This window comes from Streptomyces sp. 135, assembly GCF_020026305.1.
Taxonomy (GTDB): Bacteria; Actinomycetota; Actinomycetes; order Streptomycetales; family Streptomycetaceae; genus Streptomyces.
In genome coordinates this window covers 756,450-774,534 of record NZ_CP075691.1, presented here as the reverse complement: position 1 = coordinate 774,534, position 18,085 = coordinate 756,450, and the positions used below count along the sequence as shown (strand labels likewise).

The 18,085-nt window shown below is 67.2% G+C and carries 10 protein-coding genes and 2 pseudogenes; 8 read left to right on the top strand and 4 right to left on the bottom strand.

Annotated elements, in window-relative coordinates; translation table 11 throughout:
* Nucleotides 1-28 precede the first annotated feature (28 nt).
* Nucleotides 29-463 (bottom strand): VOC family protein, encoded by a 435-nt coding sequence (locus tag KKZ08_RS03545; RefSeq protein WP_223773038.1) that lies wholly within the window; start codon nt 461-463, stop codon nt 29-31.
* Nucleotides 464-707: 244 nt separating this feature from the next.
* Between KKZ08_RS03545 and KKZ08_RS03540 the strand changes: the two genes are divergently transcribed.
* A complete protein-coding gene (locus tag KKZ08_RS03540) occupies nt 708-2,705 on the top strand; it encodes a hypothetical protein (RefSeq protein ID WP_223773037.1) in 1,998 nt (665 codons plus the stop codon).
* 1,072 nt (nt 2,706-3,777) lie between these two features.
* Here the strand turns inward: KKZ08_RS03540 and KKZ08_RS03535 are convergent.
* On the bottom strand, nt 3,778-4,350 hold the full coding sequence (locus KKZ08_RS03535) for a S1 RNA-binding domain-containing protein (protein WP_223773036.1): 573 nt from the start codon (nt 4,348-4,350) through the stop codon (nt 3,778-3,780).
* 46 nt (nt 4,351-4,396) lie between these two features.
* A pseudogene (locus tag KKZ08_RS03530) lies at nt 4,397-5,520 on the bottom strand (IS630 family transposase).
* A gap of 87 nt (nt 5,521-5,607) precedes the next feature.
* Between KKZ08_RS03530 and KKZ08_RS03525 the strand changes: the two are divergent.
* The 4 genes and pseudogenes from KKZ08_RS03525 to KKZ08_RS03510 all read left to right on the top strand — a co-directional run.
* Nucleotides 5,608-5,831, top strand: a pseudogene (locus KKZ08_RS03525) (alpha-N-arabinofuranosidase); the annotation flags it as partial.
* Between the two features lie 235 nt (nt 5,832-6,066).
* A complete protein-coding gene (locus tag KKZ08_RS03520; protein ID WP_223773035.1) occupies nt 6,067-7,617 on the top strand; it encodes a phosphatidylinositol-specific phospholipase C domain-containing protein in 1,551 nt (516 codons plus the stop codon).
* Between the two features lie 871 nt (nt 7,618-8,488).
* Nucleotides 8,489-8,869 carry a DUF4232 domain-containing protein gene (locus KKZ08_RS03515; RefSeq protein WP_223773034.1) on the top strand — a complete coding sequence of 127 codons (381 nt, stop codon included), beginning with the start codon at nt 8,489-8,491 and terminating at the stop codon, nt 8,867-8,869.
* A gap of 306 nt (nt 8,870-9,175) precedes the next feature.
* Entirely contained in the window at nt 9,176-10,027 is an 852-nt protein-coding gene (locus KKZ08_RS03510) for an AraC family transcriptional regulator (RefSeq protein WP_223773033.1), read from the top strand.
* Between the two features lie 152 nt (nt 10,028-10,179).
* On the opposite strand, the gene KKZ08_RS03505 is transcribed toward KKZ08_RS03510, so the two are convergent.
* A complete protein-coding gene (locus KKZ08_RS03505; protein WP_223773032.1) occupies nt 10,180-11,391 on the bottom strand; it encodes a cytochrome P450 in 1,212 nt (403 codons plus the stop codon).
* A gap of 745 nt (nt 11,392-12,136) precedes the next feature.
* On the opposite strand from KKZ08_RS03505, the gene KKZ08_RS03500 reads away from it, so the two are divergent.
* The 3 genes from KKZ08_RS03500 to KKZ08_RS03490 all read left to right on the top strand — a co-directional run bounded on the left by KKZ08_RS03500 (nt 12,137) and on the right by KKZ08_RS03490 (nt 18,056).
* Entirely contained in the window at nt 12,137-13,960 is a 1,824-nt protein-coding gene (locus tag KKZ08_RS03500; protein ID WP_223773031.1) for a non-ribosomal peptide synthetase, read from the top strand.
* Between the two features lie 314 nt (nt 13,961-14,274).
* Nucleotides 14,275-14,667, top strand: a complete 393-nt coding sequence (locus KKZ08_RS03495) for a hypothetical protein (protein WP_223773030.1) — start codon at nt 14,275-14,277, stop codon at nt 14,665-14,667.
* Complete coding sequence (locus tag KKZ08_RS03490; RefSeq protein WP_223773029.1) at nt 14,664-18,056, top strand: thioester reductase domain-containing protein; 3,393 nt, start codon at nt 14,664-14,666, stop codon at nt 18,054-18,056. The genes KKZ08_RS03495 and KKZ08_RS03490 overlap by 4 nt, the downstream gene beginning before the upstream one ends.
* Nucleotides 18,057-18,085: the final 29 nt, after the last annotated feature.

Below are 18,085 nucleotides of genomic sequence, written 5' to 3'. Positions count from 1 at the left end.
GCTCCCTGCCTGGCAGTCTCGGAGGGGCTCAGTCGAGGCAGAACTCGTTGCCCTCAGGGTCCTGCATCACGATGCAGGACTCGTTCTCGCCGTCGGCACGCATCGTTCGCACATGTACCGCGTCGAGCGCGACAAGTCGTGCGCACTCGGCCTCGAGTGTGGCAAGGCGCTCCTCACCCACGAGCCCGGTACCGGCTCGCACATCGAGATGCAGCCGGTTCTTCACGACCTTGCCTTCGGGAACTCGCTGGAAGAGAAGCCGCGGACCCACACCCGAGGGATCACTGCACGCGAAGTAGATCACCTGCTCCTCGGGCGGCAGCGAGCGGTGGTACTCCTCCCACGTGACGAAACCCTCCGGGACCGGCGGTACGACGTACCCCAGCACCTCACACCAGAAGGCGGCCAGGCGCGCCGGTTCAGCGCAGTCGAAGGTCACTTGAAACTGCTTGATCGTTGACATCGGCGCACCCTACCAAGGGTGCTCTGCTGCCCCTCTCCCCAGGTGGATTCCCACGCAGTCGCGATGTCGACCCAACCCTTACTGCCTCCAGGTATCGGCGGTACGTGTACCTCAACGGGCCTGCGACGGAGCACTGCCGCTCAGTTCGGCGTGTGCATTCGCCGACGGAGCGCCGGGTCAGCAAGGTGAAGCGCGGGCCTCGGCACCGGCGAAAGGAAGGCACGCGATCCGGCAGGATGGCCGCATGCCCCGCACCCCGATACGCCCCGTACAGCCCTTCGACGAGAAGTGGATCGCCCAGGCCCTCAACGGTTTCATCGAAGGTTCCGGACACTGGGGGCCCGGCACGCTCACCGCGTTCACCGAGGTCGGCGACTACTTGACCGGGAGCGGTGAGGAGGCGCCCGCGCGCTACCGGGGCTGGAACTGGTACCGGTTCATCGGTCGGTGCGGCGCCGTGGCCCTGCGGGCGAGCTCCTTCCACGTGCAGGACCATCTGCGCGCGGTCCAGCTGGCGATGCTGGAGGTATGGGCAGAAACTCCCTTTGCCGACCCGGAGGCTCGCTCCCGGATGCGTACGGGCGTCCTCGAACTCGCCGACAAGGACACGCGCGCCGCTCGGACCCACGATGGTGCGGTGGTCGCTCTGCACGGGCTCGGCACCGGCCGGGACGGGCAGCGCTTCGTCGAGTTGCGTACCGGCACCGCCCAGCCGTCGGCACCAGGTCGGATCACCGCCACCGAGCCGGTGCCCGAGGCCGGTTGGGACACACCTGACCGGCTGCGGCGCCTCGTGCACCTCGTACGGGAGAAGGGTCCCGCGCCCTGGGACCGCGCGGCGGCCGCGGTGCTCGCCGAGCGGACCGGGCTGAGCCGGGCCGGAGCCGCGCTGCTGCTTGCCGGAATACCCGATGTGAAGTACGGGTACCGGGGACTCGATGCCGAGGCGCGCAAGGTGATGGGGCTCAAGCAGTCCGAAGCCGAGGCCGGTGAGCGGGAGTTGGCGGCCCTGCGGGTGGCCGAGCGCCTCGATCTGCTGGCCGACGCACTGCCCGCTGACCCCGAACAGCTGTGGCTGGAGGGCGGGCAGCTGGCGCTCGCCGAGCGGATCGCCGAGGCCTGGCGCAGGCAGCAGGGCGTACGCCCCGCCGTGCCGGAGTCGACGCTCGCGGTCGCCGCCGAGCACAGCGATGTACGGATGGCCCCGGCAGCCGTGTGCGCCGTGTTCGCCGATCCCGCGCGCGAGCCGCGGCTGACCCGCGACCCGGACACCCGGCTGCGGGTGAACAGCATCAGCGGCGGCGGCTGGGAGGGCGACGAGGGTTTCCGTTTCCGAGAGCTGCTCGCCGTGGTCTGCGACGCCGTCGACTGGGTGTACGCCGAGCTTCCGGAAGGAGATCCCGTACGCCGGGGTGTCCCCGAGACCGTACGGCTGCTGCGGGAACGTCTGGCCCACCCGGGGTTGCTGCTCTCCGCCCGCGGCCGCAGCCTGCGCGGCCGCACCGTGGCGGAACTGCTGCCGGGCTTCCCCGGGGCCCTGCCCTACTTGGACGCCGCCGAGCCGCTTGCCCATCCAACGCTGGACGACGGCCTGGTCGTCGTGTCCGAGGCAGGGTTCGACCGGCGCGGTGAGCGCGAGGCGCCCAGCGTGTACTTCCGGCCCGGCCGCTACGGGTCCGACGAGCGCTCGCGGCGCCTGGAGACCGTGGTGGACGTGGAGGACTCACATCTGGCGCTGGTCCGCCGGGTGCGCGGTCCCGAGTTCGAGAGGATCGTGCAGCGCATAACCGAGGGGGCTCTGCCGCCGTGCGGCTACGAGTCCGATCCGCGGCTGTCCGCACCAGAGGTGGTCGAGGAGGCGGTCGCCACCACCGGTCTGGATACGGACGCCGCCACTCTGTATCTGCAGCTGCTCGCTCTGCCCGTGCCCACTGACCGCCGTATCCGCCGCTTCAACCGGTGGACTCCCGGGCACCACAAAGCCGTTGCGGCCGCACTCGTCGAGGTCGGTCTGGCGGTCGCCGACCGCAGAGCCCGGGCCGGGCGCGGGGTGTTCCTGCCCGGCGACTGGGCGGGCGGGGACAAGTTCTACCCTCCGATGGAGACCTGGAAGGCCGGGCTGCTCGGGGTCCGGGTCATCGGGCACAAGGTCTGCTCCCGGCCCGTCGCCGGCCCCCTGCCCGAACTCTTCGCCCGGGCCTGGCGGACGCGTTCCCACGGCAATCGGGGCGCGGGGTGCTGAACCGATCGTGGAGAGTGGCGCAGGTGCGGAGGTCGCCTGGAGAGGAACAGGGTCGGTACAGCAGCTGCTACCAGGCTGACCTGGGGTAATGATGTTCTGTAAGCCTTTCGCCCGGGGGCTGGTCCGGTAATGGTCCGGATCTTGGTAGCCACTGGCACGGGCGGGAGGGGTCGGTCAATAGTGGGAAGTCGTGGGAGCGAACGGGAGCAGGGGGCGCTCCCGCGGGCAGCCCGTGCAATCGATCACGGCTGGTGGTCGTCGCAGAGCCACCCCGCGGTGGTGTCCCCGGCACCGTCAGGCGGCCTTGAGCTCGGGGCGGACCCTACTGAGTGGGGTGCCGGGATGTAGGGGAGCGATGCGGTCTCGTGGTCCGGCGCAACCAGCGCAACCGGCGGCCGGACACGGTACGTGGCGTCGCGGTCCTCCATAGGACGCCGTACCTGACGTTGCCTCGACACGACGGCGGGCGGTTCGCCCGATGTCGCGTCGAGGCACGCAGTGAGATCGGTAGTGAGAGTCCAGGACTCAAACGCAGTCCGCCTCACTTTGGCGATTCTGCGCCGGACACCACCGCGGAACGGGATGGGGGAGTCTCGCCTCGTGATCAGTGTCAGCGATGGGTCGCAACTCTCGATCAGCGGTCAGAGCGCCCAAGGGAACCGGGCGGCCGTGCCCCGAGAGCTATGGGTGGCGCTTTTTCATCAGCCACACCCGCTTCCCCCGGGCCGGGACCACACTGCCCGACCGACCGGCGCCCACCACGACAACGAGGACCAGGAGCACGAGCTCGTTGTCGACGGCGCGACGGAGACGATCCGCCCTCTTCGGCTCCTTCGTCGAGTACGGGGCCGGTGCGTCTACACCGGCATCCACGAGCCGGGTCGCCCGACGGCGGACGAGACGGGCCTGCGGGGGACGTCTTGGACCCGACGCCGATCCACGGACTCGGTGTGACCACCATCCGCTAGTGCTGTGACCGCAAAGGTTCACCGGCCTGGGGAGTGTGCCTCCTTTGACTGAGCAGACGTTCAGGAACACTCGCGCAAGGGAGCTGTCGCAGGAAGGCAGCGCATCACACGCCGGCGGATGAGCCTTGTCGTCGGGAGAGGGCTAGCCTGCGTCGCTCTCGGTCGATCTCGGTGACGACCACCGTGATCTTGTCGCCGACCTGGACGACATCTGATGGAGTCTCCACCGGTGTCCAGGCGAGCTCTCGCAAGTGAACCAGTCCCTCGATGCCGTCGGTGACCTGGACGAAGACGCCGAACGGGATCAGCTTGGTGACCTGGCCAGGCAGTTTCTGCCCCACCGCGATGGTGTCAGCGAATACCTGAAAGGGGTCCGGCTGTGTGGCTTTCAAGGACAGTCTGGCCTCCAGGTTCCACGTGTCGAACTGGAGGAACTCGCATGAGAGGCGCTGTCCGATCTGCACGACATCGGAGGCTGCGTCGAAACGTCGCCAGGACAGCTCAGCGAAGGAGATGAACCCGACGCCAGGGAAGACCGGATGGTCGGGGCTGTCGTCCAGCGCAACGAACACACCGAACCGTTCGATCGCTGTGACGGTGCCGGAAAGGAACTCGCCGCGGTGCAGTGATTCCAGGAAGGCCCAGAGTTCTGGGTTCTCAGACGGTCCGCCCATCATGCTCCCAGCCTTTCACGAGGAGCCGTGCACTGGGTGGGAAGTGCGCTCACGCTGCGGTCTTGAGGGGACGTCCGCCCCAGCGGATGCCCTTCTCGCTGCGGATGCGGGCGCGTTCACGTCGTTCGGCGGACAGGACGTCGCGGTGGCGGGCGTTGGCGTTGCGCCAGCGCAGGTAGGCGTGCAGGGCCCGTGTCTGGACGGTGTGGTTGGGGTGGTGGGAGTTGGCGATGGTGAACTGCCGAAGCGGTCCGAAGTGGGCTTCGATCGGGTTCGCCCAGGATGCATAGGTCGGGGTGAAGCACAGCTCGACCTTGTTCTTCCTCGCCCAGCGGCGGATGTCGGCGCCTTTGTGGGCGGACAGGTTGTCCAGGATCACGTAGATCGGGGCGCCGTCGGGCCGGGCAGCGCGGATCGACTTCAGCGCGGCCAGCGTGTTGGCGGCGCGCCCTTTCTGCGGCGGTTGACGCCCCACAGGGTGTCGTCGCCGATCGAGTAGCAGCCGTGGAAGTAGCGCACGCCGTGGGTGCGGTGGTAGGTGGCGGGCAGCCGGTCGGGGCGCTTCTGCTCAGCCCAGCCTGAGCCCGCGGTGGGACGGATCCCGAGCGGGCCGAACTCGTCGAAGGCGAAGACCCGGTCGGAGAAGCGGTCGAGGACCTCCTCGATCCGGTCCAGCTTCGCCTCGCGGTCGGGGTCCGGGGACTCCTTCCATGTCTTGATGCGCTGGAAGGTAATGCCGCGGCGGGCGAGCAGGCAGCGTAACGCCTCGCGGCCGATGCGGACCACGTGGCCGTGGGCTTTGCGCAGGTAGGCGACGAGCTTGCGCAGGGACCAGCGGGTGAAGGGCTGGCCGAGCTTGGCCGGGCGGGTGATGGCCGTCTGGATGACGAAGTCTTCGTCGTCAGGGCTGAGTTGGCGGGGACGGCCTCCCGCCCACCTAGGGTCCAGACAGGCCAGGCCCATCTCGTTGAACCGGTGGATCACGTCCCGGACAGTGTCCTCGTCGGCCTGCACCAGCTGGGCGATCACGGGCACCCGGTTCCCGCCGGCCGAGGCCAGCAGCATCATCGCGCGCCGGTAACGCACCGAGCTGGTGCTGCCCCGACGCACGATCTGCTGCAGCTTCTGCCCCTCCTGGTCGGTCAGTCTGCGCACGCGGACAGGCTCGGCCACCGCACCTCCAGCGGTTGGATCGGACGTCACCACCCATCCAACCGCCACGATCACCAAACCGGCCAACCTATGCGGTCAGAGCACTAGCCCGGCGGCAACTTCGTCTCCGGCTACAGGTGGGAGGACTCCGTCGGCCCGGTCGAGTAGCGGCCCGCCTCGACCTGGGCTGGCGCTCCACAGAGTCCGACCGTTTCGGCCTCGCCGAGTACAGCGCGACGGTCAACCTCGGCACCAGGGGAGTGGCCGAGACACGGGAGCTTCAGGAGTACGCCAACCCCTCGGCCGGGACGACCTTTTCGAACCTGCGCGCCGCACGTGGGCTTCCACGTGGCCTTCGACCGGGCGGTCAGCGAGGACATCGGCAATGTGTCGTGATCCTGGGTCTGCCGCCGGACGACAGCGGACATCGGCGGGTGCCGGCCTGTCTGAACGCGCGGTAGCGGGGTGCGGGGCGTGTGCTCAGGGCGTGAGCGAAACGTGAGCGAAACGTGAGCGTCGGAACTCAAGCTGGGCCGTGTAACCCCCCCCGCTCTGGACAGGAGTACCATGCTCGGCCCCACCCCCCGCGCCGGATCGCGCAGACGGCCCCGCCCGCTGGCGCATCTGATGACGGTCTGCGTCGCGCTCGGCGCGGCACTGCTGACCCCGACCGCCGCCGAGGCGGCCGGGTCGACCAATGATGACGCCTACCACAACCTCGGCGCACCGGACCGGAACGAGTGGATGTGGGGCGTCGCGAGCGACACCAGGCTGTCGGACATGTCCATCCCAGGGACTCACGACACGCTGTCCATCCACGGTGGCAACTACGTGGAGACGCAGCAGGACTACGGCGACAGCGGGCAGACGCTGCGGGCGCAGTACGACCGCGGGATCCGCGCCATCGATATCCGGGTCCGCTCCATCGGTGGCAAATTCACGATCCACCACGCGTCGTACTACCAGAAGGCCAACTTCGACGACGTCCTCAAGAAGACGCGGGACTTCCTCAGGGCCAACCCGCACGAGACGATCGTCATGCGACTGAGGGCCGAGTGCCTTTACGAGGGCGAAAAGGGCGCCCTGACCGACTGTAAGAACGAGCCGGACAACGTGACCAAGGAACAGATCCGGTCGACCTTCGACACTTACGTGAAGGACTACCCCGGCCTCTTCTACGACGCTTCGGTGAAGGGGAACGGCAAGGCGGGCATTCCTAGGCTGGGGGACGTCCGCGGCAAGCTGGTCCTGGCCAGCTTCGACAATGCGGAAGCCGGCGGGTACGGCATCAAGGATTTCAACTCCAACACGGAAGACACCTGGAACGCGGCGGACCCCAACACGAAGTGGGACTACGTCAGAAAGAATGTCGACAAGGCGATGGACAGCCCTTCGCCCCATGATCTGTTCCTGACCTATACGTCCGCATCAACCGTCCCCCTGGGCTTCTCCCCGTACGAGTACGCCGGCGGCCGCGTGTACTCGAACAAGCCCCAGATGGGGGGCGTCAACCTCTGGCTGATGAAGCACCTCAACGACCGCAAGGCCGGCCGGGTCGGCTTCGTCATGATGGACTACCCCGGCTGGGGCCTGGTGAACGCGATCATCGACCACAACGCGGACAAGTTCGTCTCAGGCGGCAACCGGATGTTCTGGGTGGTCAACAAGGACAAGACCTACGTCAACAGCTTGTACGGCCGCTGCATGGTGAGGGGCCCCGAGTTCGACGATTCCAAGTCCGGCGGTCTGGTCACCCAGCGCGAATGCCAGTCGGACGCGCCCAGCAGCCACCAGTGGGAAGCCTCGCAGCCGAAGTCGTTCGACCCCAAAGGCCACTTCTGGATCAAGGCGAGCAACGGCAAGTGCCTGACGGTCCCCTACAACAACGGCAACCCGCCCGGCTCCGGCACCCAGCTGTTCTGGTGGGACTGTGAGACCCGCTGGTTCTCCGGCAGCCAGATGTGGAACGTCGTCCCGACCAAGATCGCCACCCCGACCGGCTCCATGGACGGCTACAAGTTCATCAACAACTGGACGGGCATGTGCCTGTCGATGGACCCGGCCACCTCCGACAAGTCGGGCGGCAAGGTAACCCAGGAGACCTGCCCGAAGAAGTAACCCCCGGCACGCTCCCAACGCAACCGACATCCAGGCCGCCCCCCTTCCCGCAGGCCCGGCTCCCAGCGTCTGCCCGGCGCCGCCCGGAACGCCGACACCGGCGGCGCTCCGGCTGCGGATTCGGCGGAGGAGTTCTGGTGAGACTGGCATGAGCGCTTGTGGCCGTCGCGGTCATCGCCCTCATCGGTGGTCTGGGGATCGGCGCGGCGCATGAGGACAACCCCTTGCTCACGCTCGTCCTCGGCGTCCTGACGGCTGTGCTCGCGGAGCTCGTCCACGGGTGGGGGTACGCCGGACCGAGAGCCGGGAGGGGGCCAGGCCTCGCTCGGCGTGGGGACGCTGATCGGCATGGCGGTGTTCGGGCTTGTCATCCTGCGACTGGCCACCAACGGGTACTACGAGATCAACGGCCGGGGCTCGACGACCGGAGTGGTAGGGCTCGTCGGTTTCATGGTCGCCGCCGCCGTGGCGATGGTGACCAAGACCTCTGCGTCCACGTTGTGGCGTCCCCATGCGGTATGGGGAGCGGCAGGTTTCGAGTTCGGTGCCGAGGTGCGGCGGATCCCCCCCGCTTGTCTGCGCCTACGGCCACGGCTCATGTCCTTCGTCTCGTGGTCATCCTCGGGCTGGTGGTCGTCCGGCTGGTCGGAGCAGCTTGTCGGAGAGCGTTCGGCAACCGGCGTCCCAACGTCCCGGCGTCCCGTTCCATACCCACAACGTCTGTGCTGGTCAGGACATGTTTCTTCGTTCCGGCGTCCCGTAGTGGTCGTCATCTGTGGCGGGCGGGACGGATCACCGAACAAGCTGCGGTCATCCCAGCCAACCCGCTGGACGAACCACTTCCGCACCCTTCAGCACCATGGAGATCTGGATGCGTTCGCGCTGTGTCGCCCGCTCCGCCCGCCTCTCCCTCGCCGCGGTCGCCTCGCCGGCCCTCACCGGCGCCGCGACGGCCGACAGCCGCAGCACCGCCGCACCGGCCTGCGTAACGGACGACCTGACCTTCACGGTCACCGAGGAGACGGAGGCGGGCGGCTACCTCTTCCTCACCGCCAAGGCCAAGCCCGGTATCTCCTGCATCCTGAAGGACGTCTTCCCCTCCGCGTCCCTCGGTTCCTCCCCCGACACCGCCGTGTCGCCCGCCGAGCACGCTGTCAGCGAGAGCATCACCCTCGAAGGCTCCATCACCGCCTACGCCGGCATCAACCCCACGGAAAACCCGACACCGAACGGTGATTGCCCTCCGTCCTGAGACGGCAAGGGCGGACCGTAGCGCTCCGACGAAGACCAAGAGTTGGTGCGCGCGTGAGGTGAGGGGAGGCGGGTGTACGGCTGCCGCATTGATTCACAATTTATCTCGGCGTTCACCACCGGCCTCATACAGGAGGCTCTCTCCTCGCCAGTTCTCACCACGCGCCTCGCCGGCACATACGAACGCGGCGCCGTCCCTCCCTCTGCCTGCCATCCATCTGCGAGTGCTATCCAGCCCGGTTCAAGCTATGACGAACCTGGGCGCCTGTCGCTCCTCCTTTCCCCGACCCGCGCAAGGGAAAACTACGTGACCATTACGTGGCGAGACCAATCCTTTCAGAAACTCATTGTGGAAGAGCAAGTCGCTGGACACGATAGCGGCACCTGGACATACCAATTGTCGGATCAGTGGTTCGGCATCGTCACGCCAATACGAGGGGTGTGTCAAATTGAACGTCGAGACAATCACGGTTGGCGACGTACCACGCTCACGCCTGGAGAGGTCTGCCGGGTCGCACCCAACAACCTGATCCGGCTCAGCAGCACACCGCCCAGACGACTCCCATTCGAAGTCGTCTATATCCAGCTTTCCGTTGACTTTCTTCAGCGAGCACTGGACGCACACACCGCCGCTCCTGTCCGTGATGTTTCGGAATTGCAGACACTGCGCGCGTTCGACCCACATGTCGCATCCATGGCGCAAACTCTACTTCACGCCCAAAAGACAGGTGCAGGAGAACGCTATGCCTTGAGTGCAGCCCACTACCTGGCCGAATACCTGCTCCATCCACTCCGTTCCGCATCACCGGGCACGGGAGGTCTCAGCCCGGAACAACTGCTCACACTGCGGGCCTACATGGAGATGCACCTGTCCGAGAACATCACCCTCGACCAGTTGGCTGGAGAAGTACGTCTCAGCCGGTACCACTTCCTGCGCCGATTCTCTGTCACCACGGGAAAGACGCCCATGCGGTACTTGACCGGGTTACGCATCGACGCTGCCCGCCATTTGCTCACAGCGGGCAGCGACCCCATATCCCAGGTCGGCAGGCTCTGTGGTTTCCCGAATCCGGAGAACTTCGCGCGGGTGTTCAGGAAGCACATGGGCTGCTCGCCCTCGGAGTACCGGCAGCGAGGGCAGTGTCCGCCTTCTCCTTGAACGCCGACACGTGAACCGTCCGACGGCGTTACGGGTCGGCAGCCGTCGCCCAGCTCACAACTCCGCACCAACGCGAACTGCTGCTCCGTCTGCGGCAATGCGCCGACATCATGCCTCAAGGAACTCCCCTTCGGCCGAGGCGGGTGCCACATTCAGGCGATTGCCTCAAAAGTGATCGGAAGGGATGCAAGGAAGCGGAAGTTGATGCTTTCGAGCCACTCGGGCTGCGCCACCTCGCACTTCCAGTTGGTGGTCCGACGCAGCAGCGCCCGCAGTGCGACGTCGATCTCGGTGAGAGCCAGTGAGGCACCCAGGCAGTAATGGATGCCGTGCCCGAACGACAGGTGATCAGCGGCCGGTCGGGAGACATCCAATATGTCAGGGTCGGTGTATCGACGGGGGTCACGATTCCCTGAACCGAGAACCAGGGTCACCGATTGGCCGGCTCGGATCAGGTGCTCACCGAGGTCGATGTCGGCGAGCGCCTTCCGAGTGGTGAACTGGACGGAACTGTCGTATCTCATCAGTTCGTGCGTGGCCGGTGTAATCAGCTCAGGATCTCTGCGCAGCCGCTGAGTTTGCTCGTCGTTGTTCAACAGGGCGAGGGCCGCGTTCCCGATCAGATGTGTGGTAGTCGCCTGCCCCGCGTCGATGAGCAGCAGGAGGTTGGCGAAGACCTCGTCGTCGGTGTAGTCGGCTGCCCGGAGTTGGGGACTGATCATCCGACTGAAGAAGTCGTCAGCCGTGCTGTTTCGACGAGCGGTGGCAGTGCGGTCGAAGGACTCCCTCAGTGCCTGTATTCGCGCATTCTGGGAGTCGGACTGGGTGAAGAACTCATGCAACAGCCCCTGCCAGCTCTCCAGGAGGTGGGCCGCGTCGTCGGATACGCCTGCCAGTTTCGCGATGACGCCACGGCTGAGCGGTTCCGAGAAGTCGTGAATGATGTCCATGTGCCCGCGCGGCAGGACCTTGTCGAGCAGTTCGTCGGCCAGTTCCTGGACATGGCTGCGTAGTTCCTGGGTGAGACGGGGAGAAAGGCTCGGCCTGATCAATCGGCGTAGCCGGGTGTGATGCGGCGGATCAGTGAACAGCATCATGTCCGACAGTGTGCGAGCCAGCGGTGCGACATCGCCACGGGCCTGTTCGGGAAGGCTCTCGTAGAAATCCGATATTCTGGCTACAGAAAGACGCCTGTCCTTCGAGAGATCAAGGATTTCCGGATGGCCGAACACCGCCCAGGTCTGCATCCATTCATCCCACTGCACCGGTGATTTTGTACGCAACTCGGCATAAAATGAGTATGGCTCCGCCGCATGTTCGGGATCGAGTAGGTGCGAAAGATTCGTCGTATGGGGAGTGCGCATGGAAGATCCTCCAGTCCGCCGCATCGAAGAAGAAGTCGAAAACCCGAGGCTTCTTGGTGGGGGAGTAGATCGACAGAAGTAGGCCCGGCAGAAGTCGACCTATCGTCGTAGACAAGAGTCAGGTCGCCACGAGCGCATAGAGTACCCGAAAAACCGAACTCCGATTCTGTTCCAGCTCGCTGGAACGGCCTGATCAAGCGGCCCGCCGGATTTTGAGTAACGTACAGGAGTTGAGCACTGTACCGGTAATAGAATATTGATACAGGCTAGCAATGTCCGCGAGCTGTCGTCAAGAGTCGCCAGCAAAGCACGGCTGACAGTTATTGCGCTCCTCTGGACACATGTTGCGCGCCTTCTCGCCGGCCCTTCTTGCGGCATTGACGCTGGGGTGAACGGATGCCAGATTGAATGCTCTCCGGTCTGAGCAGAGTTCAGTGACCGTCCGATGAGTGTGTACTGCTCATGTTCGCCCCGCCACTCCTGTCCGTAGGAATGCAGTCTGTTTTCGGGAGTTGATACCGGTAGTGCCTGGTCCGTTGGCAACGCTAGCCGGGTTGTGGACTGAACTGCTTGGGCACACCGATCTCCGTGACGACTCCGACTTCTTCGTCGTCCTTGGCCTGTTGGCACGCCATGAACCGAGCAGCATCAGCCGAGAATTAGTGTGGGAATTTTGATGACCTTGCCAGAACAGAGTTCTGTGTCGAACGCTCCACACGAGGAGCTCAGCCCAGTCCATGCAGTCGTGGCCCGGATAGCCGGCAGTGATCCGCTGAGGATCGCCGTTCGGAGCAGGGACGCCGAGCTGAGCTACGGCGAGCTCGACGCCTGGGCCAATCGCATCGCAGCGTCCGTCCGTGCGGCAGGTGTGGGCAGAGGCGAGCGAATCGGTGTGCTCATCGAACCTTCGAACGCGATGATTGCCGCCGTGCTCGGAACCCTGTACGCCGGTGCCGCGTACGTCCCGGCAGACCCGGCCCACCCCGATCAGCGGATCGCTGATGTGTTCGCTGACGCGGGCGTGTCTGCCGTGATCGTCGCAGACGGCATGTCTGCCCGACTGCCCACGCTCACCTGCCCGGTCATTCGAGCGGAGGACGCCCAAGAAGGAGAAGAGACCACGGCGGCGGCAGTCACGGTGACACCCGATGACGCCGCTTACATCATCTACACCTCGGGCAGCACTGGCGAGCCCAAAGGCGTCCTGGTCGAGCACGGTCAGCTGTCCGCTTCCACTTGGGCACGCCGCGCCGTGTATCCCGGCGCTCCAGTCTTCCTGCTTGTGTCCCCCTTGGCCTTCGATTCCTCGGTCGCCGGGGTGTGGGGGACCTTGACCGCGGGGGGATGCCTGGTCGTAGCGGCATCGGATGAAATCCGCGATCCTGAGCGGCTGGCACGCCTGGTGGAACGTCGGCAGGTGACCCGGCTGCTCTGTGTACCGCTCCTCTACAGCGCACTGCTGGACGCGGCGGCACGGCAGGGCACGCGGCTGGATACGCTGGATACGGTGATCGTGGCCGGCGAGTCGCCGGCCGAGGCATTGGTGGAACGCCATTTCGCCTTGCTCGGCCGCACGGCTGCCCTGGTCAATGAGTACGGCCCGACCGAGGCCACCGTATGGGCCAGCTTCCGCCGCTATGAGGCCCCTGGACCGATATCGATCGGCGGGCCGGTGCCTGGTGTCCGCCTATACCTGCTGAATGAGGATCTGGAGCCGGTCCCGCGCGGTGTGAGCGGCGAGTTGTTCATCGGCGGCCCAGCTGTGGCGCGGGGATACTTCGGCCGCCCTGGAGCGACTGCCCAGGCTTTCATCGGCGACCCTTTCACCGACGTCGAGGGCGCCAAGATGTACCGCACGGGCGACCTCGCCCTGTGGAACGACGATGGTGAGTTGCAATTCCTCGGACGCCGCGATCAACAAGTCAAGATCCGTGGCCATCGGATAGAGCTCGGCGCAGTCGAGGCTCATCTGCGTACTGCACCAGGGGTCAGCGACGCCGTCGTGGTGACGAACGCGGAGCGGACCCAGCTTGTCGGGTTCGTCCTTTCGCCTCCTGACATTTCTCCAGAACCAGTCCGCGAGCATGTGGCCCGCAGACTGCCGCAAGCCATGGTTCCGAACTGGATTCATGTGCTCGATAGGTTTCCTGTGACTGCCAACGGCAAAATCGACCGAAAACGCCTTAGTGATCTGGCAGAAACCTATGCGGACTCCCAGACAGAGGATGCAGCCGCCGCCCCCACCGACGACACCACTGGACGGGTGTCTGCCGCGTGGGCCGAGGTGCTGCAGCGGAAAAACGTTCCGATCGAGGTGAATTTCTTCGATCTGGGCGGCCACTCGATCAAGCTCTTTGAGCTTCAGAACGCCCTTGAGCGACATACAGGAGTTCGGCTCTCGGTTGTCGCTCTGTTCTCGCACACCACGGTGGCGGCGCAGGCGACGCTGATCCGTGACGGCGTGCCCTCGGACGATGGTTCGGCTGTGGCCGGGCGAGCGGCATCGGCCAGGCGCTCTCGCACACTGCGAGCACGGCGCCAGCGTTTGGAGGCAGGGGAACGGCAGTGACGGTGAAGTTGCCCTGGTTGCGGCGCGACCTCGTGCCTGGCGGTGCCGTCCATCGGGGTCCGCCTCCCACATCCAGGCGGATCGGCCCGGTGACCCGGAAACCTCTCAACGTCAAGACAACCAGCCGGAAGGAATCGTCTCGTGCAGGCCAATAGGGAGAATAGGGATGTAACCCTGACATGGGAAAATCCGTAGTGGGGTGCGAGGAAAGGGCTCCGGGGGCTGATGTGACGCAGGAAGGCGTTCGAACGGCTTCTGATTCCGTGCCCGCGCATTTGATACCGCCGGCCATCGTTGTCCTCGACCGCATGCCCATGACGACGAATGACGTGGACGATATTGCGCTGTCCGATCCCCCTTCCTCGCGTCCCGAACTGAGGCGGTCGTATTCCGCCCCGAACAGCGCGGCCGAGCGGCGCACGGGCCGGGTGCGGCAGCAGGTGCTGACCCTGGACCGGCTCGGCGTCCACGACGACTTCTTCGACTCGGGCGGCAATGCGGTACGGCTGCCGGCCGTCCTCGCGGCGCCCCAGAAACACCCGGAGTACCAGGACCTCATCACCCTGACCGACCTGTTCCGGCACCCGACGGTGGCCGCCGTGGCTGCCCATCTCGACCAGACGGCCGAGCAGGAGGCGGCCCGGCGCGGCAGCAACCGCCAGGCCGCCCTGCACAAGCTCCGTTCCAAGAAGGGCACGACGCGATGACGACCGAGGAAGCCGCACAGCAGGACCTTGAGCAAGCGGTGGCCGTCGTGGGGATGAGCGGACGCTTCCCCGGCGCCCCCGACCTCGACGCCTACTGGGCCAATCTGCGCGACGGCGTCTGCTCGCTGTCCGAGTTCACCGAGAAGGAACTGCTCGCCGACGGGGTGGACCCGGCCGAGCTGCGCAATCCCGCATTCGTCCCGGTACAGGGGCATCTCGCTGACGCGGACCGCTTCGAGGCCGAGCTCTTCGGCTTCAATCGCACCGAGGCGGCCGCCCTGGACCCGCAGCACCGGGTGCTCCTGGAGACCGCCTGGTCGGCGCTGGAGGACGCCGGGTACGCCCCGCTGAACGCACCGTCCCGCACCGGCGTCTACATGGGCGGCAGCTCGACGGAGCACGCGCTGGCCGCCGAGGCGGACCCGGCGCTCGCCGCGTCGATCGGCGCGATCCAGGTGCGCCTCCTCACCGACCGCGAGTTCCTGGCGCCCTGGATCTCCTACCGGCTGGGCCTGGACGGGCCGAGCATGATGGTCCAGACGGCCTGCTCGTCCTCGCTGACGGCGGTCCATGTTGCCGTCCAGGCCCTGCTGCTCGGCGAGTGCGACACCGCGCTCGCGGGCGGCGTCGCCATCGGCGCCCCGCGCAAGGAGGGCTACGTCTACTACCAGGGCGGGACCTCCTCCCCCGACGGCCGCTGTCGCCCCTTCGACGAAAAGGCGGCCGGCACGGTGCCGGGCAGCGGGGTGGGCGTGCTGGTGCTGCGGCGGCTGGAGGACGCGCTCGCCGACGGCGACCCGGTGCGCGCTGTGATCCGGGGCACGGCCGTCACCAACGACGGGGCAGGCAAGGTCGGCTTCACCGCTCCGGGCGTGGACCGGCAGACGGCAGCGATCACCGAGGCGTGGACGGCGGCGGGGCTGGAGCCGTCGGCGGCGCAGTACGTGGAGGCGCACGGGACCGGGACCGAGCTGGGTGACCGGATCGAACTGGCGGCGGCGAGCGCGGCGTTCACCGCCCGAGCCGGCCTCGACGGCGGCGTAGGCATCGCGCTCGGTTCGGTGAAGTCGAACATCGGGCACGCCGACGCGGCGGCCGGTGTGGCGGCGCTGATCAAGACGGTCCTGATGCTGGAGCACGCCACCCTGGTCCCGACGGTGAACGTCACGCGCCCGATGGCCGCCCTGCGGGACTCGCCGCTGCGGCTGGTGACCGAGACCCGTCACTGGCCGTGCAGGCCCGACCTGCCCCGGCTGGCCGGCGTGACGTCGGTCGGCATGGGCGGCACGAACGTGCACGTGGTGGTGGAGGAGGCACCGGCACGCGAGCCGCGCGCGAAGGCCGACGCCCGCCCGACGGTCCTGCCGTTGTCGGCCCGCACCGAGCATCAACTCGCTCTCGTGACATCACGGTTGGCGGCACGTCTGCGCGAGGCCGACGCCCCCGCCCTCGCCGATGTCGCGCACACGCTGCGCACCGGCCGGGTCGGGATGCCCGTGCGTGCCTACGTGGTCGCCGCCGACGCGCAGGAGGCGTCGGACAAGCTCATGGCACTGGCCGAGGGTCACCCGGATCCGGTGCGGGACCCGTCGGGGGAGGCGTGGCTGCGCGGCGAGGAGGTGACCTGGCCGACGCTCGACGGCGAGGTGCGCCGGGTACGGCTCCCGTCGTATCCGTTCGCGGGCGAGAGCTACGGCGCCCTGACGCTGCGCGGCCCGGCTGCTCAGGCGCCGGCGGTCGAGAGTGCGGCGCCCGCGCTGGACAGCGCACTGGAGGCTGGCGTCGCCGAGTTGGTGATCGAGGCGCTGGGTCTCGACGGGTCCGCCGGTCTGGAGAAGACGTACCTCGAGGCGGGCGGCGACTCGCTGACGTCCGTGCATCTGGCCGGATGGCTCCGTGACGAGCTGGAGATCGACGTACCGATCGAGCTGTTCCTGGAACCGGTCACGCTCAAGGAGATGACGGTCCGCATCGTGGAGATCAAGGAAGGCGGTGAGGGCGCCGGGCGCCCTGCTCGCCGAGGTACGGCCGTGTGGCGGCCCACCTTCGCCTCGGTGCACGGCGAGGGCGTGACCGAGGTCCACGCGAAGGACCTCACCCTCGACAAGTTCCTCGACGCACACCTCCTCGCCGACGCCCCCGCGCTGCCCCGCGCCGAGCGGGAGCCGCGCACCGTGCTGCTGACCGGCGCGAACGGCTACCTCGGCCGCTTCCTCGCCCTGGAATGGCTGCGCACCCTGGCGCCGGCCGGCGGTCGGCTGATCGCCCTGGTGCGCGGCAAGGACGCCACCGCGGCCCGGCAGCGGCTGGACGCGGCCTTCGACAGCGGCGACGCGGAGCTGGTGCGGACGTACGAGGAACTGGCCGCGGTCCAGCTGGAGGTCGTGGCGGGTGACATGGCGGAACCGCGGCTCGGCCTGGACGAGGCGGCCTGGGACCGGCTGGCCGACGAGGTCGACCTGATCGTCCACGCCGGTGCGCTGGTGAACCACCTCCTGCCGTACCCGCACCTCTTCGACGCCAACGTCGTCGGCACCGCCGAACTCGTCCGGCTGGCCCTCACCCGCCGGGCGAAGCCGATCACCTACATCTCCAGCGTCGCGGTCGCCGACTCCTGCCGGCCGGCCCTCGACGAGGACACCGACGTCCGCGTCGCCATATCGGCCCTGAACGTCGACGACGGCTACGCCAACGGGTACGCGACCAGTAAATGGGCTGGCGAAGTGCTGCTGAGGGAGGCGCACGACCTGTGCGGACTGCCGGTCACGACCATCCGGTCCAGCATGATCCTCGCGCACAGCCGGTACGGCGGACAGCTCAACGTCGACGATGTGTTCAGCCGCCTCCTGTTCAGCGTGCTCGCCACCGGGATCGCGCCGCGCAGCTTCTACCGTGCGGACGGCGAACGCGCCCACTACGACGGCCTGCCGGTCGACTTCACCGCCGCCGCCGTGGTGGCGCTGGGGGGCCGCGGCACCTCTGAACTCTCGTCCGGATACCGGACGTTCAACCTCGTGAACCCCAACGACGACGGCGTCTCCCTCGACGCCATCGTCGACTGGCTCGCCCAAGACGGCCATGCCATCGAGCGGGTGGACGACTACGCCGAGTGGTACCTGCGGTTCGAGGCGGCCATGCGCGCCCTGCCCCAGCCACAGCGGCAGTACGCGGCGCTGCCCATCCTGCAGGGCTACAAGGAGCCCGAGGACCCGGTACCCGGATCCGTCATCCCATCCGACCGGTTCCGCGCCGCCGCCCGGGCCGGCGCGATCGCCGGGCACGGGGACATCCCGAGCGTCACGCGCGACCTCGTCGCCAAGTACGCCCGGGACCTGAAGAACCTGATGACAGCGGGGCGCCCCATGCACGGCGGCCACGTCAACCACTGACGTGCCGCCCGGGACGCGGGGACGGGGGG

Coding starts and splice junctions, on each gene's coding strand:
- KKZ08_RS03515 (WP_223773034.1), top strand. CDS start 8,489: ATGCGTTCGCGCTGTGTCGCCCGCTCCGCCCGCCTCTCCCTCGCCGCG.
- KKZ08_RS03545 (WP_223773038.1), bottom strand. CDS start 463: ATGTCAACGATCAAGCAGTTTCAAGTGACCTTCGACTGCGCTGAACCG.
- KKZ08_RS03490 (WP_223773029.1), top strand. CDS start 14,664: ATGACGACCGAGGAAGCCGCACAGCAGGACCTTGAGCAAGCGGTGGCC.
- KKZ08_RS03540 (WP_223773037.1), top strand. CDS start 708: ATGCCCCGCACCCCGATACGCCCCGTACAGCCCTTCGACGAGAAGTGG.
- KKZ08_RS03520 (WP_223773035.1), top strand. CDS start 6,067: ATGCTCGGCCCCACCCCCCGCGCCGGATCGCGCAGACGGCCCCGCCCG.
- KKZ08_RS03535 (WP_223773036.1), bottom strand. CDS start 4,350: ATGATGGGCGGACCGTCTGAGAACCCAGAACTCTGGGCCTTCCTGGAA.
- KKZ08_RS03505 (WP_223773032.1), bottom strand. CDS start 11,391: ATGCGCACTCCCCATACGACGAATCTTTCGCACCTACTCGATCCCGAA.
- KKZ08_RS03495 (WP_223773030.1), top strand. CDS start 14,275: ATGACGACGAATGACGTGGACGATATTGCGCTGTCCGATCCCCCTTCC.